General features: G+C 36.7%; 12 protein-coding genes, 4 tRNA genes and 4 rRNA genes. 4 read left to right on the top strand and 16 right to left on the bottom strand.

Annotation, left to right across the window (positions count from 1 at the left end; translation table 11 throughout):
• Positions 1 to 75: 75 nt before the first annotated feature.
• The 9 genes from LNQ81_RS09135 to LNQ81_RS09095 all read right to left on the bottom strand — a co-directional run bounded on the left by LNQ81_RS09135 (position 76) and on the right by LNQ81_RS09095 (position 9,442).
• Positions 76 to 149 (bottom strand) — tRNA-Ala (locus tag LNQ81_RS09135).
• An 83-nt stretch (positions 150 to 232) separates the two neighbouring features.
• A tRNA-Ile gene (locus LNQ81_RS09130) sits at positions 233 to 306 on the bottom strand.
• A 77-nt stretch (positions 307 to 383) separates the two neighbouring features.
• Positions 384 to 1,901: ribosomal RNA gene (locus LNQ81_RS09125) — 16S ribosomal RNA — on the bottom strand.
• A 266-nt stretch (positions 1,902 to 2,167) separates the two neighbouring features.
• Positions 2,168 to 2,277 (bottom strand): 5S ribosomal RNA (gene rrf, locus LNQ81_RS09120).
• A gap of 135 nt (positions 2,278 to 2,412) precedes the next feature.
• Positions 2,413 to 5,307 (bottom strand): 23S ribosomal RNA (locus LNQ81_RS09115).
• Positions 5,308 to 5,442: 135 nt separating this feature from the next.
• Positions 5,443 to 5,516: transfer RNA gene (locus tag LNQ81_RS09110), tRNA-Ala, on the bottom strand.
• An 83-nt stretch (positions 5,517 to 5,599) separates the two neighbouring features.
• A tRNA-Ile gene (locus tag LNQ81_RS09105) sits at positions 5,600 to 5,673 on the bottom strand.
• A gap of 77 nt (positions 5,674 to 5,750) precedes the next feature.
• A 16S ribosomal RNA gene (locus LNQ81_RS09100) occupies positions 5,751 to 7,268 on the bottom strand.
• Together the 16S, 23S and 5S rRNA genes with 4 tRNA genes alongside form the textbook arrangement of a ribosomal RNA operon.
• A 1,175-nt stretch (positions 7,269 to 8,443) precedes the next feature.
• Positions 8,444 to 9,442, bottom strand: coding sequence for an LLM class flavin-dependent oxidoreductase (locus LNQ81_RS09095; RefSeq protein ID WP_229946087.1), 999 nt, complete (start codon positions 9,440 to 9,442; stop codon positions 8,444 to 8,446).
• Positions 9,443 to 9,633: 191 nt separating this feature from the next.
• Between LNQ81_RS09095 and LNQ81_RS09090 the strand changes: the two genes are divergently transcribed.
• Entirely contained in the window at positions 9,634 to 9,975 is a 342-nt protein-coding gene (locus LNQ81_RS09090) for a cupin domain-containing protein (RefSeq protein WP_229949274.1), read from the top strand.
• Positions 9,976 to 10,084: 109 nt separating this feature from the next.
• On the top strand, positions 10,085 to 11,026 hold the full coding sequence (locus tag LNQ81_RS09085) for an MBL fold metallo-hydrolase (protein ID WP_229946085.1): 942 nt from the start codon (positions 10,085 to 10,087) through the stop codon (positions 11,024 to 11,026).
• Between the two features lie 46 nt (positions 11,027 to 11,072).
• Here LNQ81_RS09085 and brnQ read toward each other — a convergent pair whose 3' ends face one another.
• Positions 11,073 to 12,407 (bottom strand): branched-chain amino acid transport system II carrier protein, encoded by a 1,335-nt coding sequence (brnQ, locus tag LNQ81_RS09080; RefSeq protein WP_229946083.1) that lies wholly within the window; start codon positions 12,405 to 12,407, stop codon positions 11,073 to 11,075.
• Positions 12,408 to 12,602: 195 nt separating this feature from the next.
• Between brnQ and LNQ81_RS09075 the strand changes: the two genes are divergently transcribed.
• Positions 12,603 to 13,172: a GNAT family N-acetyltransferase gene (locus LNQ81_RS09075; protein ID WP_229946081.1), complete on the top strand. Its 570-nt coding sequence runs from the start codon at positions 12,603 to 12,605 to the stop codon at positions 13,170 to 13,172.
• Here LNQ81_RS09075 and LNQ81_RS09070 read toward each other — a convergent pair.
• Positions 13,167 to 13,484 carry a winged helix-turn-helix transcriptional regulator gene (locus tag LNQ81_RS09070; protein ID WP_229946080.1) on the bottom strand — a complete coding sequence of 106 codons (318 nt, stop codon included), beginning with the start codon at positions 13,482 to 13,484 and terminating at the stop codon, positions 13,167 to 13,169. The genes LNQ81_RS09075 and LNQ81_RS09070 overlap by 6 nt on opposite strands.
• A 686-nt stretch (positions 13,485 to 14,170) precedes the next feature.
• Between LNQ81_RS09070 and LNQ81_RS09065 the strand changes: the two genes are divergently transcribed.
• Positions 14,171 to 15,046 (top strand): helix-turn-helix domain-containing protein, encoded by an 876-nt coding sequence (locus LNQ81_RS09065; RefSeq protein WP_229946079.1) that lies wholly within the window; start codon positions 14,171 to 14,173, stop codon positions 15,044 to 15,046.
• A 217-nt stretch (positions 15,047 to 15,263) separates the two neighbouring features.
• Here the strand turns inward: LNQ81_RS09065 and LNQ81_RS09060 are convergent, their stop codons facing one another.
• The 5 genes from LNQ81_RS09060 to LNQ81_RS09040 all read right to left on the bottom strand — a co-directional run bounded on the left by LNQ81_RS09060 (position 15,264) and on the right by LNQ81_RS09040 (position 21,515).
• Positions 15,264 to 15,698 carry an FKBP-type peptidyl-prolyl cis-trans isomerase gene (locus tag LNQ81_RS09060; protein ID WP_229946077.1) on the bottom strand — a complete coding sequence of 145 codons (435 nt, stop codon included), beginning with the start codon at positions 15,696 to 15,698 and terminating at the stop codon, positions 15,264 to 15,266.
• A gap of 11 nt (positions 15,699 to 15,709) precedes the next feature.
• Positions 15,710 to 17,458 carry a nuclease-related domain-containing DEAD/DEAH box helicase gene (locus LNQ81_RS09055; protein ID WP_229946075.1) on the bottom strand — a complete coding sequence of 583 codons (1,749 nt, stop codon included), beginning with the start codon at positions 17,456 to 17,458 and terminating at the stop codon, positions 15,710 to 15,712.
• Positions 17,459 to 17,568: 110 nt separating this feature from the next.
• On the bottom strand, positions 17,569 to 18,714 hold the full coding sequence (locus LNQ81_RS09050; protein ID WP_229946074.1) for a cytochrome-c peroxidase: 1,146 nt from the start codon (positions 18,712 to 18,714) through the stop codon (positions 17,569 to 17,571).
• Positions 18,715 to 18,740: 26 nt separating this feature from the next.
• Entirely contained in the window at positions 18,741 to 20,270 is a 1,530-nt protein-coding gene (locus LNQ81_RS09045) for a DUF6850 family outer membrane beta-barrel protein (RefSeq protein WP_229946072.1), read from the bottom strand.
• 12 nt (positions 20,271 to 20,282) lie between these two features.
• Complete coding sequence (locus LNQ81_RS09040; protein WP_229946071.1) at positions 20,283 to 21,515, bottom strand: DUF4876 domain-containing protein; 1,233 nt, start codon at positions 21,513 to 21,515, stop codon at positions 20,283 to 20,285.

Here is a 21,515-nt window from a genome sequence, read left to right as displayed (position 1 = left end):
TTGTATTCTTTTCTAACTTTATTTGTTAGTTAAGTTATCAATATGTCAATGATCGTTTTGGCTTTTAAAGCCTAGTGGAGAATATCGGAGTCGAACCGATGACCTCCTGCGTGCAAGGCAGGCGCTCTAGCCAGCTGAGCTAATCCCCCGTATTTTTCTATCGGTATCACTACCACAAAACGGTTAGCTAACCTCTAGTATTTCCTTTTAATACATACGCATAAGTATTTAGTAGTCCCGGGCAGACTCGAACTGCCGACCCCTACATTATCAGTGTAGTACTCTAACCAGCTGAGCTACGAGACTCTATACTTATTGTTTGTATCTTTTTTTTTGGTATTAACAGCGAGAGTAAAGTTATTATAATCCTAATTATTCTCTAGAAAGGAGGTGTTCCAGCCGCACCTTCCGGTACGGCTACCTTGTTACGACTTAGCCCTAGTTACCAGTTTTACCCTAGGCAGCTCCTTGCGGTCACCGACTTCAGGTACCCCCAGCTTCCATGGCTTGACGGGCGGTGTGTACAAGGCCCGGGAACGTATTCACCGGATCATGGCTGATATCCGATTACTAGCGATTCCAGCTTCACGGAGTCGAGTTGCAGACTCCGATCCGAACTGAGACAAGCTTTGGAGATTCGCATCCTGTTGCCAGGTAGCTGCTTTCTGTACTTGCCATTGTAGCACGTGTGTAGCCCAGGACGTAAGGGCCGTGATGATTTGACGTCATCCCCACCTTCCTCACGGTTTGCACCGGCAGTCTTGCTAGAGTCCCCGCCTTAACGCGCTGGTAACTAACAATAGGGGTTGCGCTCGTTATAGGACTTAACCTGACACCTCACGGCACGAGCTGACGACAACCATGCAGCACCTTGTAAATTGTCCGAAGAAAAATCTGTTTCCAAATCTGTCAATCTACATTTAAGCCCTGGTAAGGTTCCTCGCGTATCATCGAATTAAACCACATGCTCCACCGCTTGTGCGGGCCCCCGTCAATTCCTTTGAGTTTCATTCTTGCGAACGTACTCCCCAGGTGGGATACTTATCACTTTCGCTTAGCCACTCAGACCGAAATCCGAACAGCTAGTATCCATCGTTTACGGCGTGGACTACCAGGGTATCTAATCCTGTTCGCTACCCACGCTTTCGTTCATCAGCGTCAATAAATACGTAGTAACCTGCCTTCGCAATTGGTATTCCATGTAATATCTAAGCATTTCACCGCTACACTACATATTCTAGTTACTTCCATATTATTCAAGCTCTGCAGTATCAATGGCCGTGTCCTAGTTAAGCTAGGAAATTTCACCACTGACTTACAAAGCCGCCTACGAACCCTTTAAACCCAATAATTCCGGATAACGCTCGGATCCTCCGTATTACCGCGGCTGCTGGCACGGAGTTAGCCGATCCTTATTCTTACGGTACCGTCAAGTCTCTACTCGTAGAGAGGTTTCTTCCCGTACAAAAGCAGTTTACAATCCATAGGACCGTCATCCTGCACGCGGCATGGCTGGTTCAGAGTTGCCTCCATTGACCAATATTCCTCACTGCTGCCTCCCGTAGGAGTCTGGTCCGTGTCTCAGTACCAGTGTGGGGGATCTCCCTCTCAGGACCCCTAATCATCGTCGCCTTGGTATGCCGTTACCATACCAACTAGCTAATGATACGCATGCCCATCTTATACCGATAAATCTTTATTATTAATGTGATGCCACATCAATAAACCATGGAGCATTAATCCGAATTTCTTCGGGCTATTCCCCTGTATAAGGTAGGTTGCATACGCGTTACTCACCCGTGCGCCGGTCTCAAAGAAGCAAGCCTCTTCTACCCCTCGACTTGCATGTGTTAGGCCTGCCGCTAGCGTTCATCCTGAGCCAGGATCAAACTCTTCATCGTATATTTTTAATTTCGTAAATTAAAAACTATAATCCAAATCTTGCGATTTGCCTTACTCTCTTATTTGTATGCTGTCAATCCAATATGTCTATGAACGTATTCTTCTATCCTATCTCACTTCTGTTTCAAAGCGAGTGCAAAAGTAAAACTTTATTTCTTATAATCAAAATAAATCTGACTATTTATTTAAAGTTTTTTACTCTATTTACAATAAAAATGTGTTTAGATAAAAAATCCTCGCTAGAAAATCAGCGAGGATCTCTAAAGAAAGGCGGCGACATACTCTCCCACTGGTTAGCAGTACCATCTGCGCTAGCGGGCTTAACTTCTCTGTTCGAAATGGATAGAGGTGAGCCCCGCTGCAATAACCACCTTAAATCGGTTGTTACATTGACGTAACTAATATTTTTGAACTATATTGATATGCCTTAACTACTTTGTTAGACTTTTTTTGAATACAAGCGTTTGTGTTTTAGAAAGTTGCCCTCCCCTTGTATTAAACAAGGGGAGTACACATAAGCTTACGGGTTATTAGTACTACTCGACTCTGACATTACTGCCTTTACATCTATAGCCTATCAACGTTGTAATCTCCAACGACCCTTTAAAGAAATCTCATCTTGTGGTGGGTTTCGCACTTATATGCTTTCAGCGCTTATCCCTTCCCAACGTAGCTACTCTGCGATGCCCCTGGCGAGACAACAGATGCACTAGAGGTTGGTCCAAATCGGTCCTCTCGTACTAGATTCAGATCCACTCAAATTTCTAACGCCCACAGTAGATAGAGACCGAACTGTCTCACGACGTTCTGAACCCAGCTCGCGTGCCACTTTAATGGGCGAACAGCCCAACCCTTGGGACCTTCTCCAGCCCCAGGATGTGACGAGCCGACATCGAGGTGCCAAACCCCCCCGTCGATATGAGCTCTTGGGGGAGATCAGCCTGTTATCCCCGGCGTACCTTTTATCCTTTGAGCGATGGCCCTTCCATGCGGAACCACCGGATCACTATGCTCTACTTTCGTACCTGATCGACCTGTATGTCTCTCAGTCAAGCTCCCTTATACCATTGCACTCTACGCACGGTTACCAAGCGTGCTGAGGGAACCTTTAGAAGCCTCCGTTACTCTTTTGGAGGCGACCACCCCAGTCAAACTACCCACCAAGCAATGTCCTCCACAATCGCGGAGTTAGATCTCAAATAAGCAAAGGGTGGTATTTCAACAATGACTCCACAACGCCTAGCGACGCCATTTCACAGTCTCCCACCTATCCTACACATCACTTATCCAAGAACAATACTAAGCTATAGTAAAGGTGCACAGGGTCTTTTCGTCCCACTGCGGGTAATCGGCATCTTCACCGATACTACAATTTCACCGAGCTCATGGCTGAGACAGTGTCCAGATCGTTACACCATTCGTGCAGGTCGGAACTTACCCGACAAGGAATTTCGCTACCTTAGGACCGTTATAGTTACGGCCGCCGTTTACTGGGGCTTCAATTCAATGCTTCTAAACAATTGCTCATCTATAACATCTCCTCTTAACCTTCCAGCACCGGGCAGGTGTCAGGCCCTATACTTCATCTTACGATTTTGCAGAGCCCTGTGTTTTTGATAAACAGTCGCCTGGACCTTTTCACTGCGGCCAGCATTGCTGCTGGCGACCTTTCTCCCGAAGTTACAGGTCTATTTTGCCTAGTTCCTTAGCCATGAATCTCTCGAGCGCCTTAGGATACTCTCCTCGACTACCTGTGTCGGTTTACGGTACGGGTACTTATAATCTAAGTTTAGAAGCTTTTCTTGACAGCCCTTAGGCACACTATCTCGTTGTCCGAAGACGCAAAGTACTATCGCATTTCTCCTAGTCTGACGCATTTTACTATCAAACCAATAGGTACGTGCTTCAACGAACTATTCCGTCAGTTCGCGGTGCTTTCATCACTGTGTCACTCCATCACAATTATAAGTAGTACGGGAATATTAACCCGTTGGCCATCGACGTCCCCCTTCGGGTGTGCCTTAGGTCCCGACTAACCCTAAGCTGATTAGCATAGCTCAGGAATCCTTAGTCTTACGGCGGGGGTGTTTCTCGCACCCCTTATCGTTACTTATGCCTACATTTTCTTTTCTAAAAGGTCCAGCAATTCTCACAAATCACCTTCTACCCCGTTAGAATGCTCCCCTACCACTCTCGCATATGATGCGAAAATCCATAGCTTCGGTAGTATACTTATGCCCGATTATTATCCATGCTCGATCGCTCGACTAGTGAGCTGTTACGCACTCTTTAAATGAATGGCTGCTTCCAAGCCAACATCCTAGCTGTCTGGGCAATCAAACCGCGTTATTTCAACTTAGTATACATTTGGGGACCTTAGCTGATGGTCTGGGTTCTTTCCCTCTCGGACATGGACCTTAGCACCCATGCCCTCACTGATAGGTATCATTACTTAGCATTCGGAGTTTGTCAGGAATTGGTAGGCGGTGAAGCCCCCGCATCCAATCAGTAGCTCTACCTCTAAGTAACTATCGACTATCGCTGCACCTAAATGCATTTCGGGGAGTACGAGCTATTTCCGAGTTTGATTGGCCTTTCACCCCTACCCACAGGTCATCCGAAAACTTTTCAGCGTTAAACGGTTCGGTCCTCCATTTAGTGTTACCTAAACTTCAACCTGCCCATGGGTAGATCACACGGTTTCGCGTCTACCACTACTGACTAAAGCGCCCTATTAAGACTCGCTTTCGCTACGGATCCATGACTTAATCACTTATCCTTGCCAGCAACGGTAACTCGTAGGCTCATTATGCAAAAGGCACGCCGTCACTTCACGTAGAAGCTCCGACCGCTTGTAGGCGTATGGTTTCAGGATCTATTTCACTCCGTTATTCACGGTTCTTTTCACCTTTCCCTCACGGTACTGGTTCACTATCGGTCTCTCAGGAGTATTTAGCCTTGGCGGATGGTCCCGCCGGATTCAATCAAGGTTTCACGTGCCCCGACCTACTCAGGATACCACTATTCTTATCTTCTCTTACTTATACGGGACTATCACCCTCTACGGTCTACCTTTCCAAGTAGTTCTAATTCAATCCGCAAGAAATATCGTGGTCCTACAACCCCAAAATTGCCGTAACAACTTTGGTTTGGGCTATTCCGCGTTCGCTCGCCACTACTTGCGGAATCACTTTTGTTTTCTTCTCCTCCGCCTACTTAGATGTTTCAGTTCAGCGGGTTCGCCTCCTTATTGGATACTATGTCTTCAACATAGTGGGTTGCCCCATTCGGATATCTACGGATCAATTCGTGTGTGCCGATCCCCGTAGCTTTTCGCAGCTTATCACGTCCTTCTTCGCCTCTGAGAGCCTAGGCATTCCCCATACGCCCTTATTTTGCTTATGTGCTTACAATTCTTTCGAATCGTACTTTCTATAAATTTTAATATATTTCTATATCTTGTTTGTATTCTTTTCTAACTTTATTTTTGTTAGTTAAGTTATCAATATGTCAATGATCGTTTTGGCTTTTAAAGCCTAGTGGAGAATATCGGAGTCGAACCGATGACCTCCTGCGTGCAAGGCAGGCGCTCTAGCCAGCTGAGCTAATCCCCCGTTTTTTCTATCGGTATCACTACCACAAAAACGGTTAGCTAACCTCTAGTATTTCCTTTTAATACATAACCTTAAGTATTTAGTAGTCCCGGGCAGACTCGAACTGCCGACCCCTACATTATCAGTGTAGTACTCTAACCAGCTGAGCTACGAGACTCTATACTTATTGTTTGTATCTTTTTTTTTGGTATTAACAGCGAGAGTAAAGTTATTATAATCCTAATTATTCTCTAGAAAGGAGGTGTTCCAGCCGCACCTTCCGGTACGGCTACCTTGTTACGACTTAGCCCTAGTTACCAGTTTTACCCTAGGCAGCTCCTTGCGGTCACCGACTTCAGGTACCCCCAGCTTCCATGGCTTGACGGGCGGTGTGTACAAGGCCCGGGAACGTATTCACCGGATCATGGCTGATATCCGATTACTAGCGATTCCAGCTTCACGGAGTCGAGTTGCAGACTCCGATCCGAACTGAGACAAGCTTTGGAGATTCGCATCCTGTTGCCAGGTAGCTGCTTTCTGTACTTGCCATTGTAGCACGTGTGTAGCCCAGGACGTAAGGGCCGTGATGATTTGACGTCATCCCCACCTTCCTCACGGTTTGCACCGGCAGTCTTGCTAGAGTCCCCGCCTTAACGCGCTGGTAACTAACAATAGGGGTTGCGCTCGTTATAGGACTTAACCTGACACCTCACGGCACGAGCTGACGACAACCATGCAGCACCTTGTAAATTGTCCGAAGAAAAATCTGTTTCCAAATCTGTCAATCTACATTTAAGCCCTGGTAAGGTTCCTCGCGTATCATCGAATTAAACCACATGCTCCACCGCTTGTGCGGGCCCCCGTCAATTCCTTTGAGTTTCATTCTTGCGAACGTACTCCCCAGGTGGGATACTTATCACTTTCGCTTAGCCACTCAGACCGAAATCCGAACAGCTAGTATCCATCGTTTACGGCGTGGACTACCAGGGTATCTAATCCTGTTCGCTACCCACGCTTTCGTTCATCAGCGTCAATAAATACGTAGTAACCTGCCTTCGCAATTGGTATTCCATGTAATATCTAAGCATTTCACCGCTACACTACATATTCTAGTTACTTCCATATTATTCAAGCTCTGCAGTATCAATGGCCGTGTCCTAGTTAAGCTAGGAAATTTCACCACTGACTTACAAAGCCGCCTACGAACCCTTTAAACCCAATAATTCCGGATAACGCTCGGATCCTCCGTATTACCGCGGCTGCTGGCACGGAGTTAGCCGATCCTTATTCTTACGGTACCGTCAAGTCTCTACTCGTAGAGAGGTTTCTTCCCGTACAAAAGCAGTTTACAATCCATAGGACCGTCATCCTGCACGCGGCATGGCTGGTTCAGAGTTGCCTCCATTGACCAATATTCCTCACTGCTGCCTCCCGTAGGAGTCTGGTCCGTGTCTCAGTACCAGTGTGGGGGATCTCCCTCTCAGGACCCCTAATCATCATCGCCTTGGTATGCCGTTACCATACCAACTAGCTAATGATACGCATGCCCATCTTATACCGATAAATCTTTATTATTAATGTGATGCCACATCAATAAACCATGGAGCATTAATCCGAATTTCTTCGGGCTATTCCCCTGTATAAGGTAGGTTGCATACGCGTTACTCACCCGTGCGCCGGTCTCAAAGAAGCAAGCCTCTTCTACCCCTCGACTTGCATGTGTTAGGCCTGCCGCTAGCGTTCATCCTGAGCCAGGATCAAACTCTTCATCGTATATTTTTAATTTCGTAAATTAAAAACTATAATCCAAATCTTGCGATTTGCCTTACTCTCTTATTTGTATGCTGTCAATCCAATATGTCTATGAACGTATTCTTCTAGTATTTATCACTTCTGTTTCAAAGCGAGTGCAAAAGTAAAAAACTTATTTGAATTAGCAAAATTTATTTTAAGAAAATTTAATCCCTCTTTTTCGCTAACCCCTCGTTTTTACTGAAGCGGACTGCAAAGATACTACCTTATTTTATTGTTATCCAAATTTATTTTTATAAATTTTTAAAACTATTTTTAAGTAATACTTGCTTCACTATTTTTATATGATCGTCTGCTTTTCGATCCCTAGTTACCGTGGTAACTACTTCTCTAATGCGGATGCAAAAGTAGCATCTTTTCCTTTACTTGCAAACTTTATATTGCCTTTTTTTGAAAGTATTTTATAACTCGCTATTATCCGACGTTTTAGCTAGTAAAGTTTTTTTAGTGTTTTCTGGTTTTCTCTTGTGGATGTGCTTCTGATAGCGGTTTTGGTGTTGTAGTCTATATATTATAGTGTACTCTTATATATAGTGTGCTTGTTTTGGTTGCTTTCTATTATATCGCGTCCTGAGGCTGTAATACCTATTGTAGTTAAATATTGAGATTTTAAATTCTTTCTTTACTCTTATATATAGATAGAAATGCGAATACCTCTTATATAACGTGTTTTTGATTCTTTGTACCTTACTTTCTTGTTTTGGGCTGTGTCTATTTCTTAATATGTACGTTTATTGTATTGTTTACAGCTACTTTTTTCTGTTAATCTCTTCTATTTTAACCTTCTACCTAGATTTTGGACAAAAAGTAATATGCTTTTTTCGTTCTCATTATGTGTGTTTAAATTTATAACTAATTGTTTTTCAGTTATTAATACATATCTCTACTATTTCCCTATAAATTGCCTAATACCTCCTAAGCCCAACAAACATCTACCTCTATACCCTCTCCTTCAACACTTCTTCAACATTCCTACAAGATTACTCTGATAGAAGAGCCTTTTATTGAAAAACTCTTGAAGAAGTATTGACGAAGTGTTGAAGAGACTGCTGTTCACTAAAATGCATAAAAAAACCCGAAGCGAATAGCTTCGGGGTCTTATTTAATATATATTGAAGTTAAAAACTATCTGATCTTTAAATATTGTACTTCATTAACTCTGAAAACAATTCTACACTTTTAATTCTATCATCTGTATTATATACAGGAGTCGTAATCATGATTTCATCAATCTCAATTGCGCTAAACAACTCTTTTAAACCTTGTTTCACATACTCTTTATCACCTATATAAGAATAATATGTTTTTTGACGAACAATATATTCTTCATAATCTGTCCAATTACCCTGCATTGAATCATATGGTTTCTGAAGAGGCTTTCTGTCATTTCTAATAATACCTAAGAACATTTTATAAAAAGAGGTAGCTAATCTGTCAGCCTCTTCATTAGTATCGGCAACTATAACATTAACACAAGGCATAAAATAAGGTTTTGCATATTGAACAGAAGGAACAAAATTCTTTCTATAAATAGCTGCTGCTTGAACTAAATGATCAGGAGCAAAATGGCTAGCAAAAGCATAAGGCATTCCTAACTCTGCTGCCAAGTAAGCACTATCAGTACTAGAACCTAAAATCCACATAGGAATATCACATCCTTCCCCAGGAAAAGATCTAACTTTAGCTCCTTCGTTCACCTTAAAATAAGTTTTTAATTCCTCAATCTGTTGTGGAAAGTAATTCGCTGCATTAAAATCATTGCGTCTTAAAGCCAAGGCAGTCGCCTGATCAGTACCTGGAGCCCTACCTAATCCCAAATCAATTCTATTAGGATAAAGAGCTTCAAGTGTTCCAAACTGTTCAGCTATCACTAAAGAAGAATGATTAGGTAACATTATTCCTCCTGAACCAACACGAATAGTTTTGGTTCCACCAGCAAGATAACCAATCAATACAGAAGTGGCTGAAGATGCAATATGAGGCATATTATGATGTTCGGCTACCCATAATCGATTAAACCCACAGTGTTCTATATGCTGAGCTACTTTTAAAACGTCATATAATGTATCTGTGGTTGACCTGTTCTCGCCAATAATGGCTAAATCAAGAAATGAGTAAGGTATATTTAGGTTCATTTTATTTATGTTTAATTGATTCCACACAAGATAAGATTAAAATAAACAACCTTTCTTACGCTATAATACAAAATTAACAGATCTTCCGATTACCTTCCTGAATATCAATATAAAAAACATTAACCAAACGCTTAATATCATATTTAAAAACCGTAAATTTAAACTCATTAACCATAATCTTAAACATTATGATACATATCGAAAATTTAGTAGAGAACATCGAATATGGCGATAAAAAGCCAGCTATAAAAATTCTAGTTGACAATGATTTTTCTAAAGAGATAAGAATTGTTTTTAGAGAAGGACAAGAAATGAAAGAACACAAAACATCATTTCCTATCGTAGTAGAAATAGTAAGAGGCGCTATCACTTTCGGCGTTGAAGGTCAACCCCATCACTTATCTGAAGGTAGTCTAATCGCGTTAGAACCTAGTATACCACATGACTTAATAGCTACAAAGGATAGTATTGTGCGCTTAACACTACATAAATCTGATCAAATAAAACGAGTATTAGAAGTGATTAAAGAATAGTTAATAGAATAACTTAATATAAATATTGCTATAGATATAATAATCAATGTACATAATGGGAGTATTCCTTAGAGCTGTAGTACATTTGCACAAAATATCAATTAACACAATGAGAAAATTAATATTAAGCTTAGCATTACTATCTAGTACATTTTGCTTCTCGCAGAAGTTAGAGATTATCCCACTAGGTATATACGGTGGTGGAGATGAAAGCAACCTTTCTTCTTATCTAATAGGCGTAGAAAACACAAATAGTTATCTAGCTTTAGACGCCGGAACAATACATACTGGAATCAACAAAGCTATTAGTGAAAAGACATTTAATGTGAATAATAGTACAGTATTACGCGATTATATAAAAGGTTATTTTATTTCACACGGGCATTTAGATCACCTATCAGGATTAATCATTAACTCACCTGAAGACTCTAACAAGCCAATCTATGCACTTCCTTTTGTAATCGATATTTTTAAGAATAATTATTTCACTAATGCTTCATGGACAAATTTTGGAAATGAAGGAGAGAAACCAGTTTTAGGTAAATACACTTATACGAGAGTAAAGCCTTCACAATCATTCAATATAGAAAACACCACTTTATCAGCAGAAGTTTTTGAACTAAGTCATGTCAATCCTCAACTAAGTTCAGCTATACTAGTAAAAAACAATGATGAATACATTTTATACTTCGGAGATACAGGAGCTGATAGAGTAGAAAAAACAACAAAGCTTAACTATATTTGGGAATATATATCTCCCCTAGTAATTAATAAGAATCTGAAAACGATATTAATCGAAGTTTCTTTTCCAAATAGTCAAGCAGAAGATAAGCTTTTTGGACATTTAACACCTAAGTTACTAAATGAAGAATTAGATAATCTTGCAAAATATGTAGGGGAAAATAATCTTAAAGAAATGAATATAGTAATAACACATCTAAAGCCTAGTGGTACTGCTATAGCAACTATTAAGAAAGAATTATTAGAAAACAACAAATACGCAGTCAATTTTATTTTCCCTGAACAAGGAAAGAAAATATCGCTTAAATAGGCTCAATAAAAAAAGCCGTCTAATGGACGGCTTTTTTTATTGATATCTACACTTTACTAGTTACTTCTTGTTTAAAAAATATTTTATCTGCTATAAAGACTACAAAGAAAGTCACAAGCGAAGGAATCAACCATGGTACATCGTACTTATTTAAAGGCAACTTATCGATGAATTGTTTAGACGCTTCAGAATAAGCTATTAAACCGTATTTTCCAGTTAAAAAAGAACTAAATTGAATCAAAGCAACAATAGTTGTAGTTATAATCGCACCAACAAAAGGAGCTTTTCTCTTTACACTTTTACCAAAAGCCACCATATAAATAATTAATGTCAACGTAATAGGATAAATAATACCTAAGAAAGGAGCTGCATAATCAATAATACTATCCACTCCTTTAACCGCTAAAAAGGCTGAAGAGATACAAGTAACTATAACAACAAACTGATAACTAAGCTTGCCATTAGTCAACTGACTAAAGAAAGTCCCCGTGGCACACACTAAAGCGATAGCAGTAGTCAAACAAGCTAAAGCAATACACAACGAAAGAGCTAATGTCCCTTGATTACCAAGTAATCCATTAGATATATGCAATAATAACTCTGTCCTTTTCAAATTATCGGTAATAGGATAACCAGAAGTAGCTCCTAAGTACACTAAACCTCCATAAATAAATAGTAAGCAAGAGATAGCTACTCCACCAGCCATATAAGTTACTTTAGTTTTTTCTTTTAAACTAACGTATCCTGCAGCTTTAACAGCTGAAATAATGATCCCTGCATAAATTACAGATGCTAAAACATCCATCGTTTGATACCCTTCTGAGAAACCAAGTCTAAAGGGATCCGCATGATTAACATTTCCTAAATTAGAAGTATCAATAGGATTCATAATACCAATAACGACCATTCCTACTAATAGTACCAAAAGCAATGGAGTAAGGTATTTACCAATTATATTTACAACTTTAGAAGGAGAAATAGAAAGTACTAGAGTTATCCCAAAGAATATAATAGAGGACCAAACCGCACTAAAATTAGGAAAAATAGCTAAAACACCTATTTCATAAGTCGTAGCAGCGGTACGCGGTATAGCAACTAAAGGTCCAATACTTAAGATAATAGCAGTGGCTAAAATCCATCCTAATTTACTATTAATTCTCTTCCCTAAATCAGTGAATTCATCACCAGATATCAACACAGCAACAATACCTAAAAAAGGAGCGAGTATAGCTGTAATAGAAAAACCAGAAACTGCAGATACCCACGAACCTTCGGTAAACAATCCAATAATAGGTGGTAAAATTATATTTCCTGCGCCAAAAAACATGGCAAACAATGCAAACCCAATTGTAACTGCATCAAATATGGCCTTTTTATTCATTCAATAATTTTTAGATAGTTATAAACATCTTCTTAAATCTACTAACGATAAGTGAATATTCCTTAAAAAAGGAATACGTTTTTTTTATATATTCGCTTTAGAGGAGCACAATATATAAAATAATAATCGGGTTAGATTCATACATACCAATATTTTACACTAAACATTTTAACTACATAGCAACATTAACAAGAAATGCTATATGTTAAAAAAACACAAGAACAAACGAATATTTACCTTACAAAAACTAAAAAAGACATGCTTTTTACTACCAATAATTTAAAAATAGAAAGAATAATACTTGAAAAAGATTCTAATATTTTACTCCAAATACATAATTGTAAAGAAACAATGCAATGGATACCAACAAATATAAATCATTGGGATTCAAAAGAATTAGCTAAAAAATATAACAAAAACAAAGAATTGTATGAGTCAAATCTAGGAATGTATAAAATAAGTCTCAAAATAGGAGAAAACACAGAAATAATAGGAGAATTACTTCTTCAAGAATACAACGATAATAGCCATACTATAGAGATCAGTTATTTAATCAGTAAAAATTACTGGAAACAAGGTTTCGGAACAGAACTACTTATCGGTCTAGAAGAATTTTTAAAACACAAAAAGATTGAATTAGTTGCACAGCTTTATGAAGAAAACACTGCGTCACGTCACCTATTAGAAAAATTAAACTACAGCCTACTTGCAAAAGACAGTATAGAGAACAATAAATATAAACTCACTTATTCAAAAGTTTTATAAATCGGTATTCAAAGATTGATGAAGCCTTTCTAAAACAGGAATGACTAACCTAGCTCGTTCCGTTAAAGAGTACTCTATATGCAAGGGTCTCTCACTAACCATAACTTTACTTAAATAATTATCCTCTTCTAATTCCTTCAAGGCCACAGATACGGATTGTTTATTCGCTCCATCTAATAAACGCATATAATCACTAAATCTCTTAGGCATATCTTCCGTTAAATGAAGGATATGAACCTTCCACTTGCCTCCTAAACTCTTTAATAATTCTTCTGCAGGGCACTTAGCAGTCCCCTTTTTCTTTTGTTCCATACTGTAATATAATATACAAAATTAAAACAATTCTGTATATAAAGAAAAGGAGGTTGCTACAAACAAAGAAAAAAAACAAGCAAAATAGAATTTTCATGTCCTAATACTTTCACATACAACTTCAAATCATTAGGTAAGTCTATATCGATTATAACCTTAAATCTATATATCAATGTCGCCATTTTGACTTTATCCCATTCGAACAATAAAATTAAGAAAAAATTAAGAATTATATAATTCCAATATCTCCTAAAAACAGCTAGATATTGCTTCTCCAAATACATAACAAAAACTCTATATAACGTACTGACCTTCGTAGAGGGATTAAATTATCAAATTCACAATACCCAGTATAAAACACAACAGTATAACTGTATTTAACCATTGATATTTATGCAATAAATATTAAAAATAGAAACATTATTACAATTAAAAATATATAAAAAATCTAATTAATAATCAATATTTATAAATTAATCAATTTGATTTAGGTAAAAAAGACAATAAAAAACACTTTTTACACAACTTTGATAAATTTCATCTTTATAATTTTACCCTAACAGAATAACAATAAAAATTTAACATAAAATAATGAACAGCCACTTACAAAATACAACATAATATAAACTTGTACATTTTACTCTAGAATCCCCTGTTAGAAGTAGTGTACACAAATCACCTACATTATGACAAGCACAGCATCGAAATTATCAGTTCAAACTAAGATAGTTGAACTAAAGAACACACAGAAAGATGATTTTCTAATTTTTTCACAAGAAGAATCTTCTACAGTACTTTCTCCACTAAACAAAAGAAATTACTATAAGCTCTCTTACTTAAAAACTAAAAGTAAATTCTTTGATGGCACAAGAATAATTGAATTAGAAGGGCCTTCATTGTTCTTTTCTAACCCAGTATCGCATTATACATTTGAACCAGTATCAGAATACCCAGAAGGGTACTTTTGCTTATTTAATAACAACTTTTTAGGATACAAGAGTAATTTATTAAAAAGTATTCTCGCACACTTACACGAGAATCCTATTTATCTTTTAACACCTAAACAAGATGAATTTATTTCTTTTATATTTAAAAGAATGAATGATGAAAGTGATCAAAAATATGCTCAAAAATACGAGTTATTGCGCAACTATATTGAGATTATTATACACCAAAGTAATAAATTAAATGCATCCTATACAGTAGATCCTAGTATAAATGCACCTCAACGTTTATGTGCTAGATTTCTCGAAATATTAGAAAAGCAATTTCCTATTACTAGAACAAATACTGCTATAAAGTTAAAAACGCCAGGAGACTTTGCAGAGTTATTAAATATTCACGTTAATCACCTTAATCATACACTAAAGAAAACGCTAGGTAAATGTACTACAGACTGTATACAAGAGAGAATATTAATAGAATCACAAAAACTTTTAAAGTCTACTACCTGGAGTGTAGCAGAGATTGGTTATTGCTTAGGCTTTGAGTACCCAACTTATTTTTCAAGTTTCTTTAAAAGATATACAAGGCTTACCCCTAATGAATATAGAAAAAACTGAATAGTTTCTTAAAATTGTTTGATTTGTTTAATCCTGCTATCAATTAGAAGTATTAATTTTACACTTGAACAGAAAACAGCTTTACAGCTAATAAGAAGTCTATTTTTGCGAAAACGCAAAAAACACAGAAGCTCATCTTCAAGCTAAAAATGAAGAATAGTAGCCCTAAATCTTTTTTATTGTAAAGCGCCATTATTTTTTTAATGGCGCTTATTTTTTATTTAATTTCTAATAACTCAATTTCAAACACTAAAGTACTATAGGGACCTACTAACTTACTCACATATTCATCTCTATATGCATATTCAGGAGGTGTAACCATAATAAAACTAGTTCCCATCGCTATGTATGGAACGACTTCTTGATAAGCACGTATTAATTTGTTTAGATTAAGAACTACAGGCTTGCCTCTATCTATAGAACTATCGAATATTTCACCTTTAATATTTGTTCCATGATAATGAAATTCAATACTATCTGTGAGACATGCCTTTCTTCCTATACCTTCTTTCACTATTTTGTACGCGACTCCAGAAGGCAATACCACAACATTCTCTCTTTTACAAAATTCTTCTAAATACCTGCGACCTTCATCTCGGTTTGTTTGCTCTAATAATTCTCTCTTTTTTCTAAGTAGATCAGCTACACTCATTCTATATTTATTTATTGTACATCGTGTTCTTGATATGTATGTAATTGCCAAATCTCAAGATTCTCTATAGCACGAGTACATCCTACATACCATTCATAAGGAGTTAATTTATTAGGTTTATCTACAACAAGGATAACGTTTTTGCGCTCTAGTCCTTTAAACTTAACAGCCGTAGTATATTGTAGTTTTTTAGGTTTTAAAGTCAAGTTTTCAACTGTTAATTCCTCCATACCCAGCTCTAGTATCAAATCAGCAACGTTATTACGTCTTTGCCAAACTTTACTTTGCACCAAAACAATAACATCCTCTGCATTTAAAGAAGAAGCTGGATCGTGTATACTGCTAATAACTTCCTCCATCGCTTTTCTGATTTCTAACTGATCATGAAAGGATCTCAACTCAATTTCATCATATTGTGCTTTATGTGTTGTAACATCTTCCCAATCCTCTGGGGTAATTTGAATATGTTCTGCTATTTGTCGTATCTGAGATTTCTGAGCACTACGTCTTACTTTATGCAGTTTAAAATGAGTAAAATACTCTTTCAAAAAATACGCATAATCAGATACATCACGTCCAAATAAAGAGAAACTCTGGTCTAAATCATATAACAACATAATATTACCTTGCTTCATACCATTGTGATCTCCGCATAATTTATGCATCATCAAGTGTAGATTACGATCAAATAAATCCTGTGCTTCATCTATAATCATATAATCATAATTTAGAAGTTGATTATTCTCTTCTAAATAGTCAATCGTCTTTCTAATATAATCAGCAAATTTTTGTGGATCTAAATACAGCAGATCTTTCTCACAGACATCAGGTAGATATTTTACAACAAACTGCGTAAATGTCATACAATCAATTCTAACTTTACTTGCTTTAAATCTTTGCGCATTATAAGCACAGAGAAGAGAGTTCCAACACAGATATATACCATTTCTCCCAACTTGCATCTCTCCGTAAGCCATTGCCATAGTAGTTTTCCCCGTACCTGGCGCTCCTTCGATCATTAATCTAGGATTCTCAGATAAAGAATAAAGAATATCAAGGTTGCGTTCTTTAAGCCATTCTAATGAGTCCCTTGATTCGAATACATTTGTATCTTGAATCATTGGACTAAAAGTATTTACTATATTATCTAACTCACCTTGTGTTAAATGATTAAACTTAATTGGGTGAGTCTTTTCTAGTTTCACACGAGAATAATCATAAATATGCAATAAGAAACGCTCAATATTCTTGTACTTATTACGTCGTGTATAATCACTGAAAATCAAGTTCTTATCATAAATTGTGTTTTCTATTGCTATTTTTGTTGTTGGGAATCCGACAGCTTCACAAAATAGCACATGTTTAAAATTTGAAAACACTTTATTCATAAGTGTATATTTATACCCTTTTACTTGTTCGAAAGGATTCTGATTTAACCATTTTTTACGTTTTCCATCTTTAAAACAAAAACGTCCTTGGTCAACAAAAATATTTCCTCCTTTAACCTCTAAAACAATAATACCAAACTTAGAGACAATAATAAAGTCTAGTTCGGCATCAGCCTTAGCGCGTTTAATCATAGAATTATCATGAAAAGGAAGTTTTAAACTATACCAAACGTACCAATTATGTGGACTATTAGATAGAGATTCTACAATATCTCCATATATTAAAAACTCGCCATAGGGTACTTTATTACCATTAATAACGAGTTGCTCGAGCTCATCTAGAGGATATTCTGGATAAATCTTTAAAGGCATGACTCTGCATTATTTTGATGAACATCTAAGTTACGCCTTTTACTTCAACAAGAGCCTATCCTTTCTAATGAAAAAAAGAGACTGTTAAACAATAACAATCTCTTCTAATATTATTCCTTGGGAAATTCGGGTCTTCTCATTTTAAACTTACTTCCTGATAAAGACTCTAAGAAAGCAACAATAGCTTTTGTCTCCTCCTTTGTTAATTCTAAAGGTTTCATCAGAGGGTCTGTTACAGGATACATTGGATCTCTTTCTTTTTGTTCTGGCTTAGGGTCTATCATATGCATACCACTATTATACATATTTACAATTCCCTCTAGGTCATCAAATAATCCGTTATGCATCCAAGGTCTGGTATTTAATAAATCACGTAATCCTGGCGTTTTAAACTTACCTACATCATTAGGATCTTTTGTGACTTCATATCTTCCTAAGTCTTCAAACTTACGTTTATAGTAAGTCAATCCAATATTGTGAAACGACTCATCTGTTAGATATTTACCATTGTGACAATTCATACAACCTGCTTTTGTTCTAAACAAGTGCATTCCATAAATCTCCTGATCATTTAATGCCTTATACTTTCCATCTATAAAAGCATCAAACCTACTTGGTTGACTTTTTATTGTTCTTTGAAAAGAAGCAATAGCACCAACTACTCGTTCATAAGTAATCTTATTATCGCCAAAAGCTTTTTCAAAATAAGCCTTATACCCTTCCACGTTACTTAATTTACGAGGTAGTTCTACTACATCCATTGCCATTTCATTATGTGCAGACAGTGGTCCAGTAGCTTGTTCTTCTAAACTATTAGCACGACCATCCCAAAAATAAGAAGTTCGTTCGGCTGTATTATATAGTGAAGGAGTATTACGTGCTCCCTTTAAATGATCATGTCCTAATCCTACCATACGTCTATCTGTCCAGCCCATTTCTGGATCGTGACAAGAACTACAAGATATCTGGTCAGACTTAGATAACTTAGGATCAAAAAACAACATTCTCCCTAAAATGACTTCTGGTTTAGATTGATCTGTAAAGTAAGCAGAGTCCTTCTGAATACTTGCCATCTCATTCCACACTACCCCTTCTTCTATCGTCGGTTGAGGCCATTGTAAAATTGGTTGTTTATAACTATCGATTATTTTTTGATACTCAGGATTGTCGCTTCCTAAGAATCCAGTAAACTTAGGACTAAAACTAAAAAGCCCAAAAGCAACTGCTCCAGATAATATAATAATTACCTTTTTCATTATTTATTATTGTTAGTGATAACTACCTAGAAAGTAACTCCTAAAGACATTCCTATATAGTTATTCGTTTTTTTCATATTGTATTTAGTCTGTTCAAACTGTATTTGAGCAAACATAGCTGGTATATTCATAAACTTCACATCATATCTAGCAGTCACACCATAACTCTGATAATTAGAAGTATTAATAGTTAAATCATTCCTAGTCCACTCAGTCATCGCAGGGCTTTTATAAGAATCTACCACATTCACTGTGTCTTCTTTAAGGTTACGCACTTTAAAATAAGGAGTTACCGTTATGGTATTAGCTTGATTAAGTTGTCGCATATAATCAAGTTCTAAACCATAGTGAAGATATGTAAATCGTTGTTTAGCAAAAGTATCTCTTCTCTTCTCATCAGTCTGTTCTACAGTAAATGAAGGAGATATTACTAAACGACTAACCTCTGTACTATATTGATAGAATAAACTAGTATAAATATCACTTCGAATGAATTTATACAATTCCTTCTCTGCTATCTTCTCCTCTAGTTTTCCCACTTTAGAATAAAAAGATTCAATCCCTCTCGATTCACTTAATACATAATTTACCTTAGCACCTAAACGATGTTCATTAAAATCAACATACTTTATAACTCCTAAAGTATAGTTCTTAGTTTTTAACTCTGACATATCTTTAGACGGATTAGTACTATATCCTTTCTTGATATTAAACTCTCCAAAGGAAGCCTGTATTAAAAAGTCTTTACCTTTATTTTTTGCCAAAGTACCTCCTATATCATATCCTAATCCATCATAGATCATCGACATATTATTAGCTGAACTAAAGTAATAATTATAAGAGCCCATCCCTGTTAAATGATATGCTACTGGCTTACCTAATAGACTAACGAATTTAATAGAAGTATTCTGCGTATACTTGTTCAAGTTAGTATATACTCCTAATTCATAATCTCTATATACATTATAATTAACTCCTAATCTCACATTCAAATCTGAAGTAGTATTCTTAGGCCTAGGGTCAACTTCTCTATATCCACTTTTAGCTACATAGCTTACCTCTCCACCAACAGTCCATTTATCAAACTGTTTAGCCATACCTCCTGAGAATTGGTAAATTTCTTGCTTCATAGTTCCCCCTATCGAATCTCCCAATACATACGGACCTAATATATCTCTATCTAGGTTCTCATTCCACTTCATATTCTTTTGTTTCTGCGTAGTGTAAGAAGCGCTTCCCCATAATACTGCATCATTTTTCAATCTTCTATAAGACGAGGTATTTACTTTAAAAGCATCTAAGCCATCTCCGTCTTGTATAAGATAAGCATCCTTACGACTTGTCTGTTGATTTATACTTAATTCAGAAAAAGAAGAAGAATTGTATCCTGTCATAAAAGCACGATTAGCAAAGAACTCCTGTCCAAAAACAATATTCATATCACGCTGAGCTAATCTATTAACATAAAGACTAGGTGTTGTCATATCCTGAGCATTAACCTCAGCACAAAACAATACACTAATTATCGCTATTATATTTATATATCTATTTTTCAATGTACTGATCTTTTAGTTATGATGTATTCCATCTTTTAAAGACATCACTGACTGAGGAACAAAATCAACTGAAGAGTTATTAGTGTCCTTATATACATTACGCCCTTGCTCATTTGGACCTAGAACCTTTCTTCTAATTGTTTTACCATATCTAGCTTTATCAGATTCTGAAGTTGCACAATAAGAATAGCCACTATCCAATGAAGGAGAAGTTACTAATCGTTCAAATTTATCAGGAATACTTCCATTAACACCATCAATAATCCAACTATTAGGAATCTTATATCTATTGAATTTTTGTTCTTTACCTGCTGCCGTTAAATAACTATAATCAAACTTATAATTAGCTAACCAAGTCTCTTCATTTTCTCCTTCAGGAAAACGAGCTACTATATATCCTGTCTGTCCGCGATCGTGCATAGCGAACATACTAAAATTCAACTTACTATATATCATTTTAACGTTAGGTACATTAGGATTATCTGGTTGCACGTTTTTTGGATTCTCTGTAATAGGGAATTCAAAGTTTGCATTAGATAAATCAGCGCCAGGTACATTAGGTAGGTTGTGATTCTGTGCATTATCTGCTATCACGATAAAGTCACCTGGTTCTACTGGATATTCTTTACCACTACCTGGCAACATCATAACTGACTGTAATACGAATGCCTCATTTAAAACATCTGGAGTTTCTTTATTGTCTTTGGTAGTCAAGAAATCAGATTGAGCTATAAGTAGACCATCTGCATAAAGTACTTTATCCGTATTATTCACTAATTTAAAGTACTTCCCTGTTTGATAAGCCTTTAGTTCAAGCGTTTGTAACCCCGCAAAGAAAATCTCTTCGAATACAAAGTCTTCATTTAATTGTTTAACAAAAAGTGTAATGTTTAGATTAACAACTTGATCAGTCACATCTAACATTTCGCTTTTACTACTTAAACTTACTTCTTCTCCTTCTGCTAAAAGTCCTATCCCTTCAGCAGACATTCTATAAGAACCGATAGGAAGAGCTACAGAAAAGTAAGGAGTTCCTTGAGCCTTCTCTATTATCTTTAGCCCAGTATTTACCTCAACAAACTCTACTTCTAATTCTTTTATTTCCTTTATCCCCTCTACTTTAAATGCCATTGACACGGTAGAGTTTTGGTTTATGTTAATAGCATTGTCATCTGTAAGACAAGAACTAACAGATAAGCTCATTGTCGCCATCAATGCGTATAAAAATATATGTCTTAATTTCAT

The sequence above is a fragment of the Myroides oncorhynchi genome, assembly GCF_020905415.1.
Lineage (GTDB): Bacteria > Bacteroidota > Bacteroidia > Flavobacteriales > Flavobacteriaceae > Flavobacterium > Flavobacterium oncorhynchi_A.
The sequence above is the reverse complement of the archived record's forward strand: the minus strand, read 5'-3'. Positions and strand labels throughout refer to the sequence as shown.